The sequence below is a fragment of the Paenibacillus sp. An7 genome (assembly GCF_009870785.1).
Classification (GTDB): domain Bacteria; phylum Bacillota; class Bacilli; order Paenibacillales; family Paenibacillaceae; genus Paenibacillus.
The window spans coordinates 55,923-76,027 of sequence record NZ_WTWX01000002.1 but is presented as its reverse complement, the minus strand read 5'-3'; the positions used below and the strand labels follow the sequence as shown (position 1 = coordinate 76,027).

Annotated in this window: 22 protein-coding genes; 18 read left to right on the top strand and 4 right to left on the bottom strand. The window is 41.0% G+C overall.

What is annotated here, in order from left to right; genetic code table 11:
* Positions 1–47: 47 nt before the first annotated feature.
* Together cypC and GQY27_RS03275 are read right to left on the bottom strand one after the other, a co-directional pair.
* Positions 48–1,304: a CYP152 family fatty-acid peroxygenase CypC gene (cypC, locus tag GQY27_RS03280; protein ID WP_160032116.1), complete on the bottom strand. Its 1,257-nt coding sequence runs from the start codon at positions 1,302–1,304 to the stop codon at positions 48–50.
* 155 nt (positions 1,305–1,459) lie between these two features.
* Positions 1,460–2,206: a metallophosphoesterase family protein gene (locus GQY27_RS03275; RefSeq protein WP_328802942.1), complete on the bottom strand. Its 747-nt coding sequence runs from the start codon at positions 2,204–2,206 to the stop codon at positions 1,460–1,462.
* Between the two features lie 155 nt (positions 2,207–2,361).
* On the opposite strand from GQY27_RS03275, the gene GQY27_RS21880 reads away from it, so the two are divergent.
* Complete coding sequence (locus tag GQY27_RS21880) at positions 2,362–2,496, top strand: hypothetical protein (protein WP_268893009.1); 135 nt, start codon at positions 2,362–2,364, stop codon at positions 2,494–2,496.
* Positions 2,497–2,885: 389 nt separating this feature from the next.
* On the opposite strand, the gene GQY27_RS03270 is transcribed toward GQY27_RS21880, so the two are convergent.
* Both GQY27_RS03270 and GQY27_RS03265 read right to left on the bottom strand, forming a co-directional pair.
* Positions 2,886–3,767, bottom strand: a complete 882-nt coding sequence (locus GQY27_RS03270) for a phosphotransferase (protein WP_160032480.1) — start codon at positions 3,765–3,767, stop codon at positions 2,886–2,888.
* Positions 3,768–3,895: 128 nt separating this feature from the next.
* On the bottom strand, positions 3,896–4,555 hold the full coding sequence (locus GQY27_RS03265) for a pentapeptide repeat-containing protein (protein WP_160032115.1): 660 nt from the start codon (positions 4,553–4,555) through the stop codon (positions 3,896–3,898).
* Between the two features lie 245 nt (positions 4,556–4,800).
* On the opposite strand from GQY27_RS03265, the gene GQY27_RS03260 reads away from it, so the two are divergent.
* The 17 genes from GQY27_RS03260 to GQY27_RS03180 all read left to right on the top strand — a co-directional run bounded on the left by GQY27_RS03260 (position 4,801) and on the right by GQY27_RS03180 (position 20,094).
* Positions 4,801–5,340, top strand: coding sequence for a hypothetical protein (locus GQY27_RS03260; protein WP_160032114.1), 540 nt, complete (start codon positions 4,801–4,803; stop codon positions 5,338–5,340).
* 307 nt (positions 5,341–5,647) lie between these two features.
* Positions 5,648–5,854 (top strand): KGG domain-containing protein, encoded by a 207-nt coding sequence (locus tag GQY27_RS03255; protein ID WP_160032113.1) that lies wholly within the window; start codon positions 5,648–5,650, stop codon positions 5,852–5,854.
* A 259-nt stretch (positions 5,855–6,113) separates the two neighbouring features.
* On the top strand, positions 6,114–7,127 hold the full coding sequence (locus GQY27_RS03250) for a substrate-binding domain-containing protein (protein WP_160032112.1): 1,014 nt from the start codon (positions 6,114–6,116) through the stop codon (positions 7,125–7,127).
* Positions 7,117–8,979, top strand: a complete 1,863-nt coding sequence (locus tag GQY27_RS03245; protein WP_160032111.1) for a cache domain-containing sensor histidine kinase — start codon at positions 7,117–7,119, stop codon at positions 8,977–8,979. Before GQY27_RS03250 ends, GQY27_RS03245 begins: the two co-directional genes overlap by 11 nt.
* Positions 8,976–10,190 (top strand): response regulator, encoded by a 1,215-nt coding sequence (locus GQY27_RS03240; RefSeq protein ID WP_160032110.1) that lies wholly within the window; start codon positions 8,976–8,978, stop codon positions 10,188–10,190. Before GQY27_RS03245 ends, GQY27_RS03240 begins: the two co-directional genes overlap by 4 nt.
* A 243-nt stretch (positions 10,191–10,433) precedes the next feature.
* Entirely contained in the window at positions 10,434–11,516 is a 1,083-nt protein-coding gene (gene chvE, locus GQY27_RS03235; RefSeq protein ID WP_160032109.1) for a multiple monosaccharide ABC transporter substrate-binding protein, read from the top strand.
* Positions 11,517–11,562: 46 nt separating this feature from the next.
* Positions 11,563–13,110 (top strand): multiple monosaccharide ABC transporter ATP-binding protein, encoded by a 1,548-nt coding sequence (mmsA, locus tag GQY27_RS03230; protein WP_160032108.1) that lies wholly within the window; start codon positions 11,563–11,565, stop codon positions 13,108–13,110.
* A gap of 1 nt (position 13,111) precedes the next feature.
* On the top strand, positions 13,112–14,275 hold the full coding sequence (gene mmsB, locus GQY27_RS03225) for a multiple monosaccharide ABC transporter permease (RefSeq protein WP_160032107.1): 1,164 nt from the start codon (positions 13,112–13,114) through the stop codon (positions 14,273–14,275).
* Positions 14,276–14,733: 458 nt separating this feature from the next.
* Positions 14,734–15,873, top strand: a complete 1,140-nt coding sequence (locus tag GQY27_RS03220; protein WP_160032106.1) for a glycerate kinase family protein — start codon at positions 14,734–14,736, stop codon at positions 15,871–15,873.
* A gap of 164 nt (positions 15,874–16,037) precedes the next feature.
* The gene (locus tag GQY27_RS03215; RefSeq protein WP_160032105.1) at positions 16,038–16,703 is read left to right on the top strand and encodes a hypothetical protein; all 666 of its coding nucleotides are present in this window, start codon (positions 16,038–16,040) and stop codon (positions 16,701–16,703) included.
* A gap of 110 nt (positions 16,704–16,813) precedes the next feature.
* A complete protein-coding gene (locus GQY27_RS03210; RefSeq protein ID WP_160032104.1) occupies positions 16,814–17,104 on the top strand; it encodes a GNAT family N-acetyltransferase in 291 nt (96 codons plus the stop codon).
* The gene (locus tag GQY27_RS22050; RefSeq protein WP_160032103.1) at positions 17,088–17,231 is read left to right on the top strand and encodes a GNAT family N-acetyltransferase; all 144 of its coding nucleotides are present in this window, start codon (positions 17,088–17,090) and stop codon (positions 17,229–17,231) included. The genes GQY27_RS03210 and GQY27_RS22050 overlap by 17 nt, the downstream gene beginning before the upstream one ends.
* A gap of 166 nt (positions 17,232–17,397) precedes the next feature.
* The gene (locus tag GQY27_RS03200) at positions 17,398–17,955 is read left to right on the top strand and encodes a hypothetical protein (RefSeq protein ID WP_160032102.1); all 558 of its coding nucleotides are present in this window, start codon (positions 17,398–17,400) and stop codon (positions 17,953–17,955) included.
* Positions 17,956–18,099: 144 nt separating this feature from the next.
* Positions 18,100–18,288, top strand: coding sequence for a hypothetical protein (locus tag GQY27_RS03195; protein WP_160032101.1), 189 nt, complete (start codon positions 18,100–18,102; stop codon positions 18,286–18,288).
* Positions 18,289–18,465: 177 nt separating this feature from the next.
* Entirely contained in the window at positions 18,466–19,068 is a 603-nt protein-coding gene (locus GQY27_RS03190; protein WP_160032100.1) for a hypothetical protein, read from the top strand.
* Between the two features lie 103 nt (positions 19,069–19,171).
* A complete protein-coding gene (locus tag GQY27_RS03185; RefSeq protein ID WP_328802940.1) occupies positions 19,172–19,567 on the top strand; it encodes an SRPBCC family protein in 396 nt (131 codons plus the stop codon).
* A gap of 41 nt (positions 19,568–19,608) precedes the next feature.
* A complete protein-coding gene (locus GQY27_RS03180) occupies positions 19,609–20,094 on the top strand; it encodes an 8-oxo-dGTP diphosphatase (RefSeq protein ID WP_160032099.1) in 486 nt (161 codons plus the stop codon).
* Positions 20,095–20,105: the final 11 nt, after the last annotated feature.

Genomic DNA, 20,105 nt, shown 5'->3' with positions numbered 1-20,105 from the left:
ATTCCTCTTTGTAATGACATTATTCTTTCAGCTAGATTAAACAAATTTTATTTCGATCTTACATTTTGAAGCACAATGTTGCTGTGTGGTAGTGATGGAATGTCGTTAAAGCTATAACTGAAGTCTTGTTCTGGGATCACATAACTCATTTTGTTCGCAAGATAATCAAGGCTTTCCTTCATAATCTCAATCGTAATAAACTCCCCAGCACAGCGATGTCCTGTATCGTAATCACCGCCGCCTTGCGGGATGAAATTAAACGGGGTTCCTCTCCAGTCTTTAAAACGATCCGGTCTAAACTGTTCCGGCTGATCCCACAAATCAGGATGGTGATTGGTACCATACAGGTCGAGTAGTGTAAGTTCACCCTCCTTAAATTCATAGCCTTGCCATGTGAAATCTTCCTTCACTCTTGCTCCGCTAAAAGGGAAGAATGGATAAAAACGGCGGACTTCCTGCACAAAGTTTTGTGAGTAAGTTTCATCACCGGAGGCTAGTTTTTCACGTTCTTCCGGTTGCTGAATCACAGCTAAAGCTGTAAAAGTAATATAGATGGAGACTGCTACAATGGGCCGAATGATATTAAGAACTTCAACCGATGCCGTCTCCGGATCGAGCAGCTCTCCCTTTAAGTCACGATGCCATGAGAAGGCGTAGAGCGCGGAATCTTCTGCTGGATGAATCTTGCCTTCTCGTACCTCTTCCACAAGACCGGTTATCCATTTCTCTGCTTTGGAACGTGCTCGTTTACCCTTCATATGCGCTACGCCTATCGCGGCAGTTGCTTCGATCATGGCACCGAGCCATTCACTTTTTTCTTTCACTTCATCCATTGATAGAGGGACACCTGCCCATTCACAGGCAATACGGCACAAAAGTTGCTGTGATTCCTCATAGATTTCGATTTCTTTTTTAGTTTCCCAGCGGCCCACGGCAAGGCCCCAATGTTTGCTCGCAATCTCTCTTATTTTCTGCAGACCTTCCCGAGACATAAGAGACATGAACATTGCTTTCCGGTGATGGTGTTCTTCTCCATCTAAGGTTTGCACACCGTTCTCACCAAAAAGTGTTTTTAATACTCGCTTGGGAGCTGCACCCTCCCTAATAAATTTCTCGTTGTCATAAAAAAGCTGAGCTGCTTCTTCTCCGCGCATGCAGATTGCTTTTTCCCCAAGCAGCCGTGTCTCAAACAGATTAGATTGAAATCCAATCGAACGGTTTGTGATATATAAATAACCTTCTTTGAGAACGTTTAGCGTATTATCTAATCCTTCTTCTTTAGGAAATGATCTTGTTTCTTCCATTAGATATGACACCTCCTGAATTTGAATTCTATGTACCTTGTATTATTAGATTAATACCCGAATATGAATTCTTTATAACAGAAGGTGAGAAGGAAAAGTCTATTTTCGCATGTTACTCATTACTAAGAGTTATATATAAATTTCATTTCCTTAATTTATGTAGTCGTTTCACTGCTGACCGCTACGGTCCCTGCAGGGATTGAATAAACATGGCAGCTGCCATCTTCTCTAATTTCTAATGCATTTAATTGTTTTCCATAAGCACAGGCGCCATCAATTCCAATTTTATCGTCCTGAAACCAAATATCAGCCCGCTCGTGTAAATGGACGGTAGGCGTATGACCAAAGACAACGATTTTGTCGAGATTCGTGGCCTGATCATGAAACATCTCTCTAATCCATATAAAATCATCTTCGGGTTGCTCCTTAAAATTAGCATAAAAAGGATTGATGCCTGCATGTACAAAGATATGGGTAGCGTTTTCATAATATAAAGGCAAGGAAGAAAGAAATTCTAAATGGTGGGAGAAATGAGTTTTAATATAAGTTTTTGCTTGTTCATAAGTTTCCTGATTCAGCTCTTCATTAGCATAGGATAAATCACAGTAACTGGCTAACGTTTGACGAGCACCATTTCTAATCCACCGAGCATCTTCATCCTTTAGTATCGCATCGAGAAACAGTTGATCATGATTGCCTTTGAGAACGATGACCCCGTGATCACGGTGAAGTGTCATAATTTGGTCAACGACCTCTTTGCTGCGCGGGCCGCGATCGACGTAATCTCCTAATAGTATAAGCTGATCTTGCTCGGGTTGATATTTTACTTTGTGGAGTAAGGCGTTAAATTCGTTATAACACCCATGTAAATCACTGATAACAATGGTTCTGATACTGAGCACTCCTTTCAAAAGATAGATGAAAACAAAGCCAGATTTCAATATTTTCCATTATATCTGAATCAAACGGATTTTGGGACATTATAATCTATCGTTTATAAAATCTTCGATACGTTTAATTAAGTAACAACAACGAAATGTAAAGGGAGAGAACAGACATGGCAGACAATAGAGAGCGCCCGACAAATCGCAAGAGAAATATGTCGATCATCGGTATAATCGCAGTGGTTCTTATCATAGCAGCATTCTTGATGAACTACTTTGGTAACTATACAACAGTAACTGGCGGTTAGGATAATCACATTATATATAATAAATTGAGCTACATACTTAAGCCCTTGCTTTGAGCAAGGGTGTTTTTGTATTCTAATAAATGAACAATAAAAACATAGATAATCCATAAATTGTTAGATAAACTGATGAAAAGGAGGTACCCATGGTGAAATAGCATATTGATTAAAGAGAAGATGCAGAGTTTCTCGTTATCTCTTCACCAAGATCAGCCGGAGATCGAATTGAGCTAGTCTAATAAGGGTGAAAGTAAATTAGGCATTGTGCTGCTGATAACTAGTGTATTTATATATGCCAGCCGCTGTATTTCTCGAATGACTTTACAAGATTCGTATAGTAGATCATTTTAGTTTTTTCTTTTACTGTCAGCAGCATTGAATGGTGGCTTCTTCTAGCCTTCCACAAACTGCATTAGGCAGTCTGCATGGTAATTAGCTAAATCTATGGCAAATTGGGAATTAGAGAAGCCTCGATGCTGCAGCTTCAGACCACCCGAGGTTAACGAGATGTGATGATGGAACTTGTAGAATAACATTCGATCAGGGTCTAGCGCACCATTTTTCAAGTATCGGTAATAATCTCCAAAACGGAATTCTAGAAAACTATGTTCATGCTCAATATCAAAGAATCCAGCTCCTTCAATATCGATCAAATAGGGTTCTAGATTCTTATTGATTAGTACATGGTCAGGACCCAGTTCTCCGTGAATAAACCCATACTGCGTTCTAGGTTTGATCTTCGATTCAAGTGTATATAAAGTATCGATTATTTTGTCATGATGTGCTCGGATATTCTCCATATACTGAGCACAATAGGATAGCTGGATTTTTGCGTTATTGAATTGCTCCATATGACATGGTTCAGGATTGTTATTATTTTGATTCGCTTTGCCAAACACCTCTCTTTTGTTTCCATGCATGACAGTAAGCATATCTCCCAATCGCTGAAACACTCTATCTTGAACCCTCGGATCGGAATGATGAAAATAAGTTTCAGCCTTTTCGCCATGAATGTATTCAACCATCGCGTAATCAAATGGATAACGTGTTCTATCTTTATTTAGCTCATAAAGAGAAGGGGTCTGAATTCCATTTTGTATAAGATAATTATTGTTTAGTTCAAATAGACTGCTTCCATAAGATTGTTGGTATATATCATTATTGACTATATCTTCTTTAAAATAATTCATGGATAGATCCCAGACATATAGTACGAAGGAGAACCCATTACTGCAATTGATCTTGTAGACTACTTTTTGGGCGCCGCCGTGCATTCTTGACACACTTTCGACTACATACTGAGTACCAAACACCTTCTGTACATCACGCTGTAAATCAGCTAATTCGAGGTGGTCAGTAATTTCCACTGCACAACTCTCCTTTTATCCGGGAATAAATCCGCTTATTCTTTAATAACAAGTCCAAAAATCTTAGTGAATAGAATAGCCTGTGCTGGAGAAATAATACAACCTTGAAGATCTTCAAGCGTAACACCCAGGTTGAAAAATTCATTGTTACTGAGATCAATTCCCTTAAGGCTTGCTCCAGAGAACTGTGACTCGTTTAACATACAACGATCAAATTCTACCTTTGTGAATTCCGAATGATAGAAGTCTGACTTCAGCAAAGAACAGTTTTCAAAAGATACCTGTTTCATGTTACTGAATCGAAACGCAGCATAATCACCTGCGCAATCTTGAAATAGGGTGTTTCGAAGAGTGGCAGCTGTGAGGTCCATCCCGATAATTTTGCAATGTTCAAATCGTACTCGGTGAAGAACAGCCTCATTAAAATCCACATTAGATAAGTCGCAGTGAGTAAATACAACATCCGTTAGTTCGGCACTCGGAAAGGATATTTGGCTAAATGTAACATGGCTAAACTGCATCTGATCAAAAAGAACTTTTTCAGCTGTAACATCGGATAATTCTTGTTCTTCGCATACCGACTGGATCCATTCCGTTCGGTCGTCTATCATCACACGGGAGAGATCAAGTGTATTCAGCTGATGAGGCAGTTTGGGGCGAATGATTTTAAGTGGGGATTTCTCTGTATTCGGCATGGTATGGTATTCCTCCTGCGATTTTGATTGTTTTATGTAAATATATCGGTGTTTTTAGATATAGAAAAGTGGTGCCTTCACGTATTGTAACAAAAACGAGATATCTTTTGATGGGTTAATATTCGTAAACGTGGTTTGTCTTGTTATAATAGGGGTAACGGAGCATAATAGCGAGTAATGACCGGGACACGATAAACCGTGTGTGATAGCTGCGTTTATATTTATAGATAGGGAGTGCTTGTGCAATGAGACAACAATTTCTGATGAGTTCGTGGAAGACGGCGTCCAAGTTAGTATCGTCCTATTTTAAGAAAAGTTGGTCCATACAAGACTATCCTACCGAATATAGACAGATATCTGGCCAAGATACGGGAGAAGAGCAGTTTCCTTGGGAAGCACGGATTATTAACTGGTACTGGATGAGCGGAAAAGGACATACGAAGCAAGAAGCATTTAAGGCACTGCAAGAGAATTTTATAGATTATCAGGCAAAAGGAAATGATCTGCCTAGACCAGGAAGTAAATCAGGAATGGTGTTTACTTCAGTGGATCAGATTAACTATTTAGAGCCAGAAGGCATTATTTTATTCAAAGAGATATTTGGATTGGATTATTACGGCATGTTTATATCAGATGATACGACGCTGTATGATTTCTGCGATACAAAAGAAAAAGCCCAGCGGAAAATCGCCAAAATTCAGGAGAAGTATGGGATTCGGGTGGAGGATATTTCGGGGCTGCGAATTGTGGGTATTCTGGAACGTATGCGGGAAGCAGGCGTGTGAGTATTTTAATCGTATAAAATGAACAGTGATAACGGTTTTGTTCTTATTTTCAACCTTGTTCTCATATCCTGTATGTAACGCTTTTCATCTGTAATGAATGAAAAACCCGGTCTTCAAGATTTTAATATCTTAAGTCGGGTTTTTAAAGAGACATTACGAGATCATTAAACCAAAAGTAAGCTGAATGGTACGAGTCTATGAAATATTCAGTGAAAGAGTTTAATAATTTATAAGACGGTTAATTAATAGACATGCAGGAGGTAAGATTACTTTCTGTAATCAAATCCAACATAAGGAGTGATTTCAAATGGCTAATAATAATCGAAATGATAAGATGAGCCGCGAGGAAGCAGGACGTATGGGTGGAGAAGCTACATCTAAAAATCATGATAAAGAGTTCTACCAAGAGATTGGTGAAAAGGGCGGAGAAGCTCGTAACAACTCTAATAATGATGGTAAAATGAGCCGGGAAGAAGCAGGCCGTAAGGGTGGACAAGCAAGTTCTCGCTCATAATAATGAATTTCCAAAAACTTGTTCTATTGAAGTTAATGAAATAGATTACTTGTGAAAGATAATAATATTGCTTAACTAGTAAGAGGATGACTCCGGATAATCGTTGGAGTTCATCCTCTTATGTGTGTTTCACCGGTACATAGGTATATGCTGAGTCTTTTAGGTGGTAAGCACGTTCTTTTTTTATAATTTTATGAAAGCGTTTAATCACAGGTGGTGGTAAAATGAGGTTGGGAATGAGGAGGTGGCATTAATCACAATGAAAAAGATGCTGTTTGTATATGGGCTTTTAATATTTGCCTTTCTAATTTATGTCTTTCAATATATATCAGAAGATAACAAACAGGGAGATGCAGCAGGTATTGGATTAAGAGGAGAGATCTCGGAGAGGTATGTCATGATTACCTTTCAATCAGGGCTTGAGTATTGGAAAAGCGTACTTAAAGGTTTTGAAGAAGCTGCGGATGCCTTAAATGTATCCATCGAATACCGGGGAGCAACCAATTACGATATCCACGAACAGATTACCGTACTGGAGCAGGTCATTGCCAAAAAACCGGCAGGTATTGCGCTTTCCGCTATGAATTCCCATGCCCTTACAGCCGTCATTAATCGTGCGGTGGATGAAGGAATTCCAGTCGTGTTATTCGATGCAGGAGCCCCAAATAGCAAAGCATACTCCCTGCTGGCCACGAACAATTACAATGCGGGAGCGACCGCTGCCAAACAAATGTCTGAGTTCATTGGCGGACAAGGAAAAGTTGCGGTTATTACCTTGCCTGGGCAACAGAATCATATCGAACGGACCCAAGGATTTACGGAGACAATGAAAGAGTCCTATCCGGATATCGAGGTTGTGGATACAGTGGATGGCAAAGGACGTATAGAAGTTTCAAGAAAACAGACGGAAGAACTGCTGAGGAAGCATCCTAATCTTGCGGGGATTTTCATTACGGAAGCAACTGGGGGCGTCGGCGTTGGAGAAGTGGTTAAAGCGCGGATGGAAGCAGGGAAGAGCAGGGTTCATATTATAAGTTTCGACACGAATAAAGGAACGCTGGATATGATTCAGGACGGGACCATATCTGCAAGCATTGCGCAAGGAACCTGGAATATGGGGTATTGGTCTTTACAATACTTGTTCCATCTGCACCACGAGCTGACTACGCCGGCACCTTCCGCTACCGACGTAGTATCTCCGCTTCCGGTACTGGTAGATACGGGGATTAATGTCGTGAACCAGCAGAATGTGGAGCAGTATTATGCGAAGTAAGAAGAGGGTTATACCTTCATGGAAGCAGCTGCGCTTTAGTCAAATGCCTCTAAGATATCAGCTTTCGATTCTATTTTTATTGATTGGTATTGTCCCTGCTCTCGGGCTTGGCGTGCTCGTAAACTTTACGGTTGATCGAATTGTAGAAAGACAGGTAGAAGATAATACGCTCCAATTGATTGGAAAAGTGAATCAATCCCTTGATAAGTCGATTGATAATCTGCAAACCATTACCTATCTCGCTGAATTCGATGAGGATGTCCAAGCGTTTATCAAAGAAACCGGTAATGTGAAAGATTCACGTCAGTTAACCGAAGATATGAGTGCCTTCTTTCAGGGTTTTACAACATTGTATCCAGAAATAGCAGGAATCATGGTTGTAAGTTCGCAGGGAGCTTATCTGAGCAATGAGATGTATGCATATAGTGATGCAGATTTGACAAAAGAAGAGTGGTTCAAACAAGCAGCGGAGCAGAAGGGGATATTTACGGTTATCGGACATCCTGGTAATCGAAGTGTAACGACCCATGTCAATTATACGCCAGAGGAAGTTGTTTCTGTGGCCAGAGCTTTTGTTGATTCGGAGACACAGGACATCAAGGGAGTCATATTAATTGATCTGAAGCTGCGTTCCCTATCGGGGATTGTTCGAGATATTACATTAGGCAAAAATGGATATCTGATGATTCTGGATAAGGAAGGGGAAAAGATCTATGCGCCTGAGAATTCCGTTCTTAGGCATTTCGATGCTTCCTGGTTTGACGACAATTCATCTGGAACGTTGAACAAGCAAATTGGTAATGAAAACTTTCAATTTCAATATCAGACCTCATCCTATACAGGATGGCAAACAATCGGGGTGTTTGATACGGGAGATGCGGCACTTGCCGTCCGAGAAATTCATTTTTATGTTGTCTGCTATTTATTTATAGTCTGCATGTTTGGCTTAATAGCAGCTTATGTGCTGTCTCAATCGATCTCAAGGCCTATCCATCATCTGATGTCTTTGATGCGAAAAGCGGAAAAGGGAGACATGACCTTGCGCTATTTAGGCAATAGGGGAGATGAGGTTGGACAACTGGGTACCAGCTTTAACCGTATGCTCCAAGAGATTAAAAAGCTGATGATAATCAATCGGCAGAAGGAGAAACAAAAGCAGGAGGCAGAGCTGCGGAGTCTGACGGCGCATATTAACCCGCATTTTTTATATAACACGCTGGATACGATTCACTGGATGGCGCATAAGCAGGGAGCAGATGATGTGTCGGTCATGATCCAGTCTTTATCAAAATTGTTCCGAATTGGGCTCAGTAAAGGAAGCAGTATGATTCCCTTATCCCAAGAGATAGAACACATCTCCAGCTATCTGCAAATTCAAAAAACACGCTACAGGGACCGGGTTGAGTGTCATATAGATATCAAGGACGATCTGCTTGATTGTTATGTTGTTAAGCTGATGCTGCAGCCATTGGTAGAAAATGCGATATACCACGGAATTAAGGCTAGACGCGGTGCAGGTACGATTTTAATTAAAGTCAGGAAGCAAGATGAAGTATTGATTATAACGGTATCGGATAACGGAGCAGGAATGGATGCAGATCGGCTTCGTCAGTTACGAGAGCAACTGGATGATCCTTTGGCCACAATAGAGACACATAATGAGCAGCAGCTGCCAGGCCGGAGCTATGGTTTACTCAATATACAAGCTAGAATCCAGCTCACATTCGGACCAACCTATGGTATTACATTAGACAGCACGCAAGGAGAAGGGACGATAATAACGATATTACATCCCATATTAACGAAACCGCAAGTTATATTAGATCATGCGATGGAGGAAGAAGAGAGATGAAGCACCCTTATCAGGTTCTGATTGCAGATGACGAGCCCATCATTCGTGAAGGTATCTTCGAGTCCATAGACTGGCGTCTACTTGGGATGGAAGTGATGGGGCTTGCCGAAGACGGTGCAGAAGCACTTGAAATGACGGAACGGCAGGTACCCGATATCATACTCGTTGACATGAATATGCCGATTATGGACGGCATTACATTTATCGAGTCGCTCCGTGAGAACAATTTGGATTCAAGATGTGTAATCATTACGGGATACGATGAATTTGGTTATGCCCAGAAAGCGATAGGGCTTGGCGTAGATGAGTATATTTTGAAACCGGTAGATCCGGCTAAACTGGAGAAAGTGCTTCGCCGCATCAAATTATCACTTGATGAGAAGCAGAGGCAACGTGAAGAACAGGAAGCAGCGAGTGAACATTTGAAGAAGAAAAGAGATATCCTGCGTGAACAATTAGGTCAGGAATGGATACAAGGAAGATTCAGCGAAGGAGAAATTATCAGTCAGTTACATCTGCTGGCCCTTCCTTCTGCACAGCCTGTCAACCTTCTCGTTATTCGCTGGCCGGAGATGCCCACAACGAAGGTTTTGTTAACAGAAAGAGATCGAAAACTTTATATGTATGCGGTGAAAAATATAACCGAAGAACTGCTTGGAAGTGACAGTGCACTGATCTTTAAATACACAGATGACCTGATTGTGGGCATTACCTGGATTCAGATTACTCCTGAGCTTCTGATGAAGATAGAAGATGCGGCAAAAGGAAGCCTAGGAATTACCGTTCATACTGCTTATGAAGAAGCAGGGGGTACATTACTCGACATTTCACAAGCTTACCAGCGGATCAGGGATAACATCTATCAGGAAGCATCCGTCTCCCCGCTGGTTCGCAGAGCTAGACATTATCTGCATGAACATTTCCACGACCAAGCACTAACCCTGGAGCTGACTGCAAGCGAACTGTCCGTTTCGCCCGTATATTTGAGCCGAATGCTAAAAAAAGAATTGGGAGACTCTTTTATTTCTTTACTGACAGGGATTCGCATCCGCAAAGCCATTCAGCTTCTCAACGGTACCGAGCTTAGCATTCATGAGATTGCTGAACAGACCGGTTATGAGAGTCAGCATTACTTTAGTACCGCTTTTAAAAAAGTAATTGGGATATCACCGAATAAATACCGGAAAGGGGAGGCTTTTCAAAATGAATGAACGAGCCTCCGCTGTGTATTCATCGACATGTAATCTACTCAAAAGGACGCCGTGAGGTGTTCTTTTTTTATGTAGTGAAAGGTTTGATTTTTATAAAAAAGGTTGTAAATGTGCAAAGACGGTCTTTTTACTGTAGTGCTATGATAATAGACGAACAAAGAATAACTGGATATGTAAGCGCTAACTTAAGCCTCGTATCCATATATCTTCTATATGAATCGTACAAGCGAAAGGGTGGGACCGATGAAGAAAGGATTATCAATTCTGCTTCTCTTCGTGCTCGTCATCTCTTTAAGCGGGTGCAACCTTGCGGAAACGGAAGGAAGCGACAGTAAAGGCTATGTTGGCATATCAATGCCTACCAAGTCTTCAGCGAGATGGGTAGCAGACGGACAGAATATGGTGAAATTGTTTGAGGAGAAAGGCTTCAAGACAGATATGCAGTATGCCGAAGACGTTGTTGAAAATCAGATCGCACAGATTGAAAATATGATTACCAAAGGTGTGGACGTCATTGTTATCGCTTCGGTTGACGGTAATACCTTGACAGATGTGATCAAGAAGGCACATGACGAAGGTATACAAGTCATTGCTTATGACCGTTTGATTCGAAATACGGAGTATTTGTCTTACTACGCGACATTTGACAATTTTCAGGTTGGTGTCCTTCAGGCGTCCTATATCGAGCAGAAACTGGGACTGAAAGAAGGGAAAGGGCCGTTTAACATTGAGCTGTTTGGCGGATCTCCTGATGATAACAATGCATATTTCTTCTTTGATGGGGCTATGTCGGTTCTGCAGCCATATATCGATTCCGGGAAACTTGTCGTTCGGAGCAAGCAGACAACGATGAGTCAGATCGCCACGCTGAGATGGGATGGAGCCGAAGCTCAAAAGCGGATGGATAACCTGATTAGTGCCCATTACTCTGGCGAAGAAATTGATGCTGTCTTGTCCCCGTATGACGGAATAAGCCTAGGCATTATCTCTTCCTTAAAAGGGGTAGGGTACGGAAGTAAAACAAAACCATTACCGATTATTACAGGCCAGGATGCCGAGCTATCCTCCATTAAATCGATCGTTAACGGGGAGCAAACGCAGACTATTTTTAAAGATACACGCAAACTTGCAGAGCGGACAGTCGGTATGGCTGAAAGCGTCCTAAATGGTACAGAGGCAGAAGTGAACGATACAGAGAGTTATGATAACGGAAAAGGCATCGTACCTGCCTATCTTTTAGAGCCGGTATCCATTGATGCTGCCAATGTGGAAGAAGAGATTATCGGTTCTGGTTATTACACAAAAGAAGAAGTTGGATTGAAATAGAAGCTCATAAAAGGACAAGGGAATTTATACGCGGGAAGGTGAAATCATGGCTGAATATATTCTTGAAATGCGCGGAATCACAAAGACTTTTCCAGGAGTAAAGGCACTGGAGAATGTAAATTTAAAAGTTAAGCCGGGTGAAATTCATTCTTTATGCGGGGAGAACGGGGCAGGTAAATCAACGCTTATGAAAGTGCTCAGCGGGGTTTATCCACATGGAACCTATGAGGGCGATATTCTTTTTGAAGGCGATGTATGCGGGTTCAAGACCATTAAGGACAGCGAAGAAAAAGGAATAGTCATCATTCATCAGGAGCTGGCACTCATTCCCTATCTCTCTATTGCGGAAAATATATTTTTAGGTAACGAAAGAGTAAATAAAGGGGTTATCAATTGGCATGAGACCATTATGAAAACCCGAGAACTATTACAAGAAGTGGGGCTTAGTGAAAATCCTAATACGCTGATCACGAACATTGGCGTCGGCAAACAGCAGTTAGTCGAGATTGCAAAGGCACTTTCTAAAAAAGTGAAATTGCTCATTCTTGATGAGCCGACGGCAGCGCTTAATGAAACCGACAGCCAAAACTTGCTCCGGTTAATGCTCGAATTTAAGAAACAAGGGATTGCTTGTATCTTAATCTCCCATAAGCTGAACGAGGTATCCGAGGTATCCGATTCAGTCACGATTCTTCGGGATGGCAAAACAATAGAAACATTAGATATGAAATCGAAGGATATGACAGAAGATCGCATTATCAGAGGGATGGTCGGTCGTGATTTGACGGATCGTTATCCGGAGCGCAAGCCGAACATAGGAGAAATGCTGCTTGAAGTTAAGGATTGGACGGTGTATCACGAGCACCATGCGGATCGCAAAGTGCTGGATAACGTAAATCTAAGTGTCCGCCGCGGCGAAATTGTTGGAATTGCAGGACTCATGGGCGCAGGGCGGACTGAGCTGGCAATGAGTATTTTTGGTAAAGCTTATGGACGGAAGATATCGGGTGAGCTTCGTAAGGAAGGCGAAGTCATTCAAAATAACAGCATCGGTCAAGCTATTGATAATGGATTTGCTTATGTCACAGAAGATCGCAAAGATTATGGGCTGGTACTGATACAGGATATTAAACGTAATATTTCGCTGACCGGCCTTCCTAAGCTGCAAAAAGCATCGATTATTAACGAGAATGAAGAGATTGTAGTAGCTGAAACGATGCGTAAAAGGCTGAAAATCAAAACTTCCAGCATCCAGCAGGAAGTTCAGAATCTGAGCGGTGGAAACCAGCAGAAGGTCGTGCTTAGCAAATGGATTTATTCCGAGCCTGACATTCTGATTCTGGATGAACCGACACGGGGGATAGATGTAGGTGCTAAATTTGAGATCTACTCGATCATTCAGGAGCTTGCCAGCGAAGGGAAGGCTGTCGTTGTCATTTCCTCAGAGCTGCCTGAGATCCTCGGTATCTGTGACCGGATTTATGTAATGAACGCGGGGAGAATTACCGGGGAAGTGAACCGGAGTGAAGCGAATCAGGAAGTGCTCATGAAATATATGACCAAGACACCGAGCAAGGGAACAGGAGGGGCTTAAGATGGGGACATTAATAAAGCTGTTTAAAAATAACATTCGTCAGTACGGTATGATTATTGCACTAATTTTGATCATGATTTTGTTTGGACTGCTCAGCGGAGGATTATTATTTGAGCCGATTAACATTACCAACCTTATATTGCAAAATAGTTATATTCTTGTATTAGCGATCGGAATGGTGCTGGTCATCATAACGGGACATATTGATTTATCAGTAGGGTCAGTTGCAGCTCTTGTAGGAGCATGTGCTGCAATCATGATGGTAGATATGAATCTTCATCCTGTCATTGCTGTCATTCTCTCCTTATTACTGGGTGCGCTAATAGGGGCTTGGCAGGGCTTTTGGATTGCTTATGTCAGAATTCCGGCTTTTATTGTAACCTTAGCAGGAATGTTACTGTTCCGCGGAATGACGATGATTGTCCTGGAAGGTCAATCCATTTCTCCTTTGCCTGAAGGATTTCAAAAGATCAGTGCGGGATTTATCCCAGACTTCGGTAATATGGAGACAAACTTGGTAGCGCTGCTCGCCGGTATTGTGGTAACGATTCTATACGTGATGAGTGAAGTGAAAAATCGCAGAAATCAGCAGAAGTATCAGTTCGAGACGATTTCAAGCTCTCTGTTTATTGCTAAAATGGTTGTTATTGCTGCTGTCATTAACGTATTCTCTTTTGCACTTGCTAGTTATGCAGGTATTCCAAACATTCTCATTCTCCTGGCTGTGCTGATTGTCGGGTATTCCTTTATCATGAACAGAACAGTTATGGGTCGTCATATCTATGCGATCGGAGGAAACGAAAAAGCCGCAGGTCTCTCTGGTGTGAAAACAAAGAAAGTAACCTTCTGGGTGTTTGTTAATATGGGCGTTCTTGCCGCTATCTCGGGCCTCATCTTTACGGCAAGACTAAACGCAGCCATTCCAAGAGCAGGAACAAACTTTGAACTCGATGCCATTGCAGCTGCCTTTATTGGTGGAGCATCTGCTTCCGGCGGGATCGGAACGGTGTATGGTGCAATCATTGGCGGACTCGTCATGGGCGTACTGAACAACGGGATGTCATTGATTGGTCTTGGTATAGACTGGCAGCAAGGAATTAAGGGACTTGTTCTCTTGTTAGCGGTAGCGTTCGATATCTATAATAAAAATAAAAGAGCAGCTTAGAATGATTGGGTAGTAATGTTCTTCCTTATATAAAGTGACCGATAAATTATAGTTTCTTAACTGTAATTTATCGGTTTTTTAATTGAGCAATCCATTTTTTTTTTGCACATCTGCACAATAAAAAACGTCCATTCCCTTATTGTTGCTCCGCTCGTTGCTATTGTGCTTCTTATGATTAATCTATCGGAGCTATCCTTGGGATAGATGCATTAAATAGCTTTAAAGCAGATGCGCTTTTTACCTCTCGCTGATGTGATCCGAATGATTGCTATGGAAAAACAAACAAGATCTTGGATTATTCTGCATTCAATCTGAATAAAATAACGGCTACGGTTGAATATGATAATTAAACAGCGGATGAACCTTGTGCCATAATAAGCTATTGTTGGTGGTACGATGATGATTGCAGCAACGCTCATGTCTGGGTTTCTTCTATAATACAGGTTGAGGTGATTTAGATGACAAAAACATTTGTGCTTGCACCGGATTCTTTTAAAGAAAGTATGACAGCTAAAGAAGTATGTATTGCTATGGAGAAGGGACTGCGAAAATCCTTTCCAGAAGCGAATTATCTTCATGTTCCAATGGCAGATGGAGGCGAAGGCACAATTCAGTCTTTGGTAGATGCAACAGGCGGAACAATGTTCGAAAAAGAAGTGACAGGTCCTTTAGGGAACCAAGTAACTGCTGAGTTCGGCATTATGGGGGATGGCACAACGGCTGCCATTGAAATGGCTTCGGCAAGCGGGATTCACTATGTAACAAAAGATATGAAAAATCCGATGATTACGACCACCTATGGAACAGGAGAACTAATCCGTGAATGTCTTGATCAAGGTATAAAGAAAATTATTATCGGTATCGGCGGCAGTGCAACCAATGACGGCGGAACAGGAATGGCGGAAGCACTCGGAGCCAAATTCCTTGATCAGAAAGGGGAAACACTTCCTCGTGGAGGCGGTAGTCTTGGTCGGCTTTATACCATTGATGTGGCGGAACTTGATCCCAGACTTCAGGAGGTGGAAATCATCGTTGCCTGTGATGTAACCAATCCACTGTGCGGTGAGAATGGTGCTTCACATGTTTTTGGTCCACAAAAAGGAGCTACCCCTGAAATGGTCCTTCAGTTAGATAACAATCTAGCTCATTATGCGGAAGTAGTGAAGAACGTGCTGAACAAAGATATCCGTGATGTTCCCGGGGCAGGTGCAGCAGGCGGACTTGGTGGAGGATTACTCATTTTCACAAAATCCACACTTCAAAAAGGGGTTGATATTATTATTCAATACACGGGGCTGCGCGAGAAACTTGCTGGGGCTGATTACTGCTTTACAGGAGAAGGGGGAATGGACTTTCAGACTAAATTCGGTAAGACTCCTTATGGTGTTGCCAAAGTTGCAAAAGAAGAGGGAATCCCTGTTATTGCTGTTGCTGGTTACATTGGAGAAGGCGTGGAGGTTCTCTATGAAGAAGGGATCGATGCGATTTTTGGTATTGTTCCTGGTGCTCACGAGATTGATAAACTGCTTGCCAATGGTCCTCGTAATGTCGAACGTACAAGTGAAAATATCGGCAGGCTACTCGCAACATTAATTTAGCTCAGTTCCGTTATTTAGACAGCAAGGAAAATGAGAATACGATGTCGTATAAGTAGAGTATGTTAGGCATCTCGTGCATATTTTCGGTGACCGAAACGAACACCAAACTTCGGGCTTTTTGCTTATTTTGATTAAGCTAAAGTACAAAAAATAAGGGGATTTGAATGAAATCTATAAGTCATTTGTGTGGGTTGCTTCTTTTGTTTGCTGCCATTTTAGTGGCGTGTACCTCTAATTCGCCAATGGGAAGTTCGGAGAAACAGCAGATCGTGGAACATATGAAGACAGTAGAAGAGAGCGAATATGACCTTATTTACTTTAACAAATCTTATAAACAATATCATAACGCTATAAATGAAATTGTAAGTGAAGAATACTGGGCATCAATCCGTGGTGAGATTATATTTGGATATGATAGTGTAACATACACCCGAGATGATTTGGTGAATATGCCTCAAGAGGAGTATGACAAACATAAAGAACATATGCTTAATTTAATTCATGGAATTGGTATGGATAAACTTAGTGCAACGGTGCGCATATCGGATGTGTATGAAGGGGATCAGTCTAATCAAGTCAATATATACACGATGGAAAATAAAGAGTTGAAAGATCAACCATTCAGCGCAACTACTAAGAAGTATACATTGGAGAAGCGTAACGAAAAATGGCTTATTACCAAAGTAGAGCGAGATAAATTTAATTTTGGAAACGAGCAGACAGCAGAGGAGATGGAGGAGGCAATCAAGGGACTTAATTATCAAACCAATGATGGTAAAGTTATTGGTTATCCGACAGTAATAGTGTTGTCAGGCGTAGGAAAAGTATAGGGTATATTAGTGAATTGGAATTAATATGCTAGCTTTTGTACACTCTCCTAGAAGAAGGATTTATGTGATAATGACAAGAAGAAGGTCACAGACAGAGGAGGATCGTTATATTGAATAAAGAGGTACTGTTCACAGAAGAACCGATATTTGAAACGGAACGAATAATACTTAGAAGATTAGATATGGATGACCTGGAAGAATACTATCGTTTTGCTTCAGACCCGTTGGTATCAGAATGGACATTATGGAATCGGCATGAATCTACCGAGGACACCCGAGTGTTCTTAGAGAATGTACAGAAATCATGTATAGAGAAAATAGCATATCGTTGGGCTGTTATATATAAGACGGAACGAAGATTAATAAAGAATTGGATTTATTCATTTGGACGAGATACATAGCTGTGCAGAAATCGGATATGCAATTTCTAGTAGATATTGGGGAAAGGGTATCACTACTGAAGTACTAAAGGAAGTGGTTAAATATGGGTTTAGTCATATGAATATAAACCGAATTGAACATAGATAACTTAAGTTCAGCCCGGATTATGAAAAAAGTCGGGATGAAGGAGAAAGGCATACTTCGAGAAAAGTCTCAAATCAAAGGAGAATTTGTGGACCAGATTCAGTTTGCGATGATTAGGAAAGATGTACAAGAAGAAATAAGGAAGTTTTAGGCAAGGAGGCAACAATACTTGAAATCGACGATGAAAGTAGCAGGAATGTTTATCCTTTTTGCTCTACTTGCGTATGTGATTGTATCTTATAGTCTTAACACTACGAATTCAAGCCATAATAAGCCTTATGATGGGAGGGATCTCCACATTGGTATGGTAGGTGAAGCACCCGTGGTACGCGAGAAGCAGGTTTCTTTTCATAAAATAAATCTTGAGCAGATGAAGGAGGAAAGCAGCCGTTTGGATGCTATTTTTATTAGTAAAGAATTTTTATTAAAGGCTGCTGCACCAGCGTTTGCAAAAGTATATAAGGAATTAGAGATCCCTGTGTTCTTTTTACAATCCGAGCGGAGTTACATTCCTTTCTTCTATGAAGAGCTTAGTTATGAAGATGCGCCAGATACATCGGTTGATCTTAGCTATGCGACTGCACTCGTTCCCCAGCAAGGAAATGAAATGGGATACTGGCAGTTTGGAGTCTATAATGACAGGCGGAGCAAAAGTAATATTCAGTCTGCTTACTCCAAGATGTTTGAGGCTATTGATCAAGGAAGTATTGATGATGGAGAGAAGTAATTACGCTTTAAGAGGATTTAATTAGTTATAAACATATAAGAATTTACATAAAAATGGTACAATTAGGAATAAGTTGTTTGCTCAGGGCTTGAGGGAAAGAGGCAAGTCCTTTTTTATTATATATTAGAGGAGGAGTGTATGCTCATGGATCAAGGAGTAGGTGTTTTCAGTATTTTATCTATATTTTTAGTCATTTGGTATATCGTTTGTCTCGGATTAGGTATCTATTGTTTTGTGTTATTCGTGAAACTGGCGCGGAGAGGGATAACTGCGCTTGATATTTACATCGGTAAACATAAGAATCCAAACAATCGGATAGACCAAGAGTTGTAGTGCTTTAACTTATATAAAATGAAGACATAAATAGTTGCCATTCAGCCTATTGCTGAGGGCGGCTATTTTTTTGTGTTAGAGATTCTATGAAACAATGCACTTACTGGTAACGTTAATAATCATGTAGAATAGATAGATTCTAGTACATTACATCCTAGAGAGGAGCATGGCTACACGATGAATAATAAATGGAAGAACCTTATTTTGATTCTTACCTCCATTTTACTGATCTTTGGAACTCTACAAGCGAAGAAAAAGTATGCTCAGTATCAAAATACACACAGATATGTGCTGTCATTAATGAATCACGAATTAGTAACAAATGGTATGAGTAATTACAGTGAACTAAATCGGTTGTTGAAGGAACTCGATAGAGGCAGTATCTCGATGATACAGTTTGAGAATGGACTTCTGAATGTTGTTAAGAATTTGGATAGAGCTGAGCTCGCTGAATATACACTTGCGAATACCCATTGGAATTACACATATGATCAGCCCATAGGTGCAAATGATATCACAGGTTTCTTAACTTATATCTCCTACAAACTGAAATATATAGCTCTCTCGGATGATGATGAGGCTAAAGTGGAAGCTGTGAAAGAACTAAAAGAGATCTTCCTGACCATGGAAAATAACTTAGATCAAGAGCGGATGATCAGTGGAAATTATCCTTCTATTGAAAATAGTTGGACCGCTGCGATGAAAGCAGTATATAAGGAACATGGAGAATCAGATCTCGTGAAGAGTTTCTTTGAAAACAATGAGAGATATACAAAATAAACAGGTGGATTCATTCAATAAGGGGGAATGACCTCTGATTAGTATTCAGACCGAGATCACGATTGATAGACCGATACGCTGCTGTTTTGATGCAGCAAGAGATTTGGATCTGCATACCCGAACGGTATGGAAACATACTCACGAGAAGGTCATTTCATCCACTGGAGGTAAAGATGGACAGCTGATCGGGTATGGTGAGATGGTAACCTTTGAGGCAACTCACTTCTTAGTTCGTCAGAAGCTTACTTCTAAAGTGGTAGCGTTTGAGCCACCCTACATGTTTACAGATCAAATGCAAAAAGGCGCATTTCGCAGCATGATACACATTCACGAGTTCGACGTCCTTGGTCCAAGATCAACACGGCTTAGGGACACGCTTTATCTTGAAGCTCCTTATGGATGGGTAGGAAGGCTTGCGGAACGTTTTATTTTACAATTGTATATGAAGAATTTCCTGGAATACCGTAATAAGCAGTTAAAGAAGATGCTAGAATCATAGAGAGTACATATAATTTACTCTTCATAAGGAGAAATAATAGAATGACAAACGGATCAAATGATATTGAAATTAAACTGTACACGATGTGCGTAGTACGTGGCGGAGATCGAATCTTATTAATGAACCGTCCAAGTGAAAACGGATTTCCAGGATGGATTGCTGCAGGAGGGAAAGTGGACTTTCCCGAGAGCTTAACCGAAGGCGCCATACGCGAAGTAAAGGAAGAAACGGGTCTTACGGTAAGTAATCTAATATACAAAGGTCTTGATGAGTTTGTTGATGTGAATGAGAAATACCGGTATATGGTATTTAACTATATAACGGATACTTTCGAAGGAGATTTGCTGGACAATCCTCCTGAAGGAGAACTTCGGTGGATTCCGCTTAACGAACTTATGAATTATCCAATGCAAGATTGGTTTAGAGAGAGACTTACGTATTTTTTTGAAGATGGAACCTTTGAAATTTATGCTCTATGGGATGAAAAGCGTAACGAGACACAAAAGCGAACCATAACAAAACTGTAGGGAGAAAGACA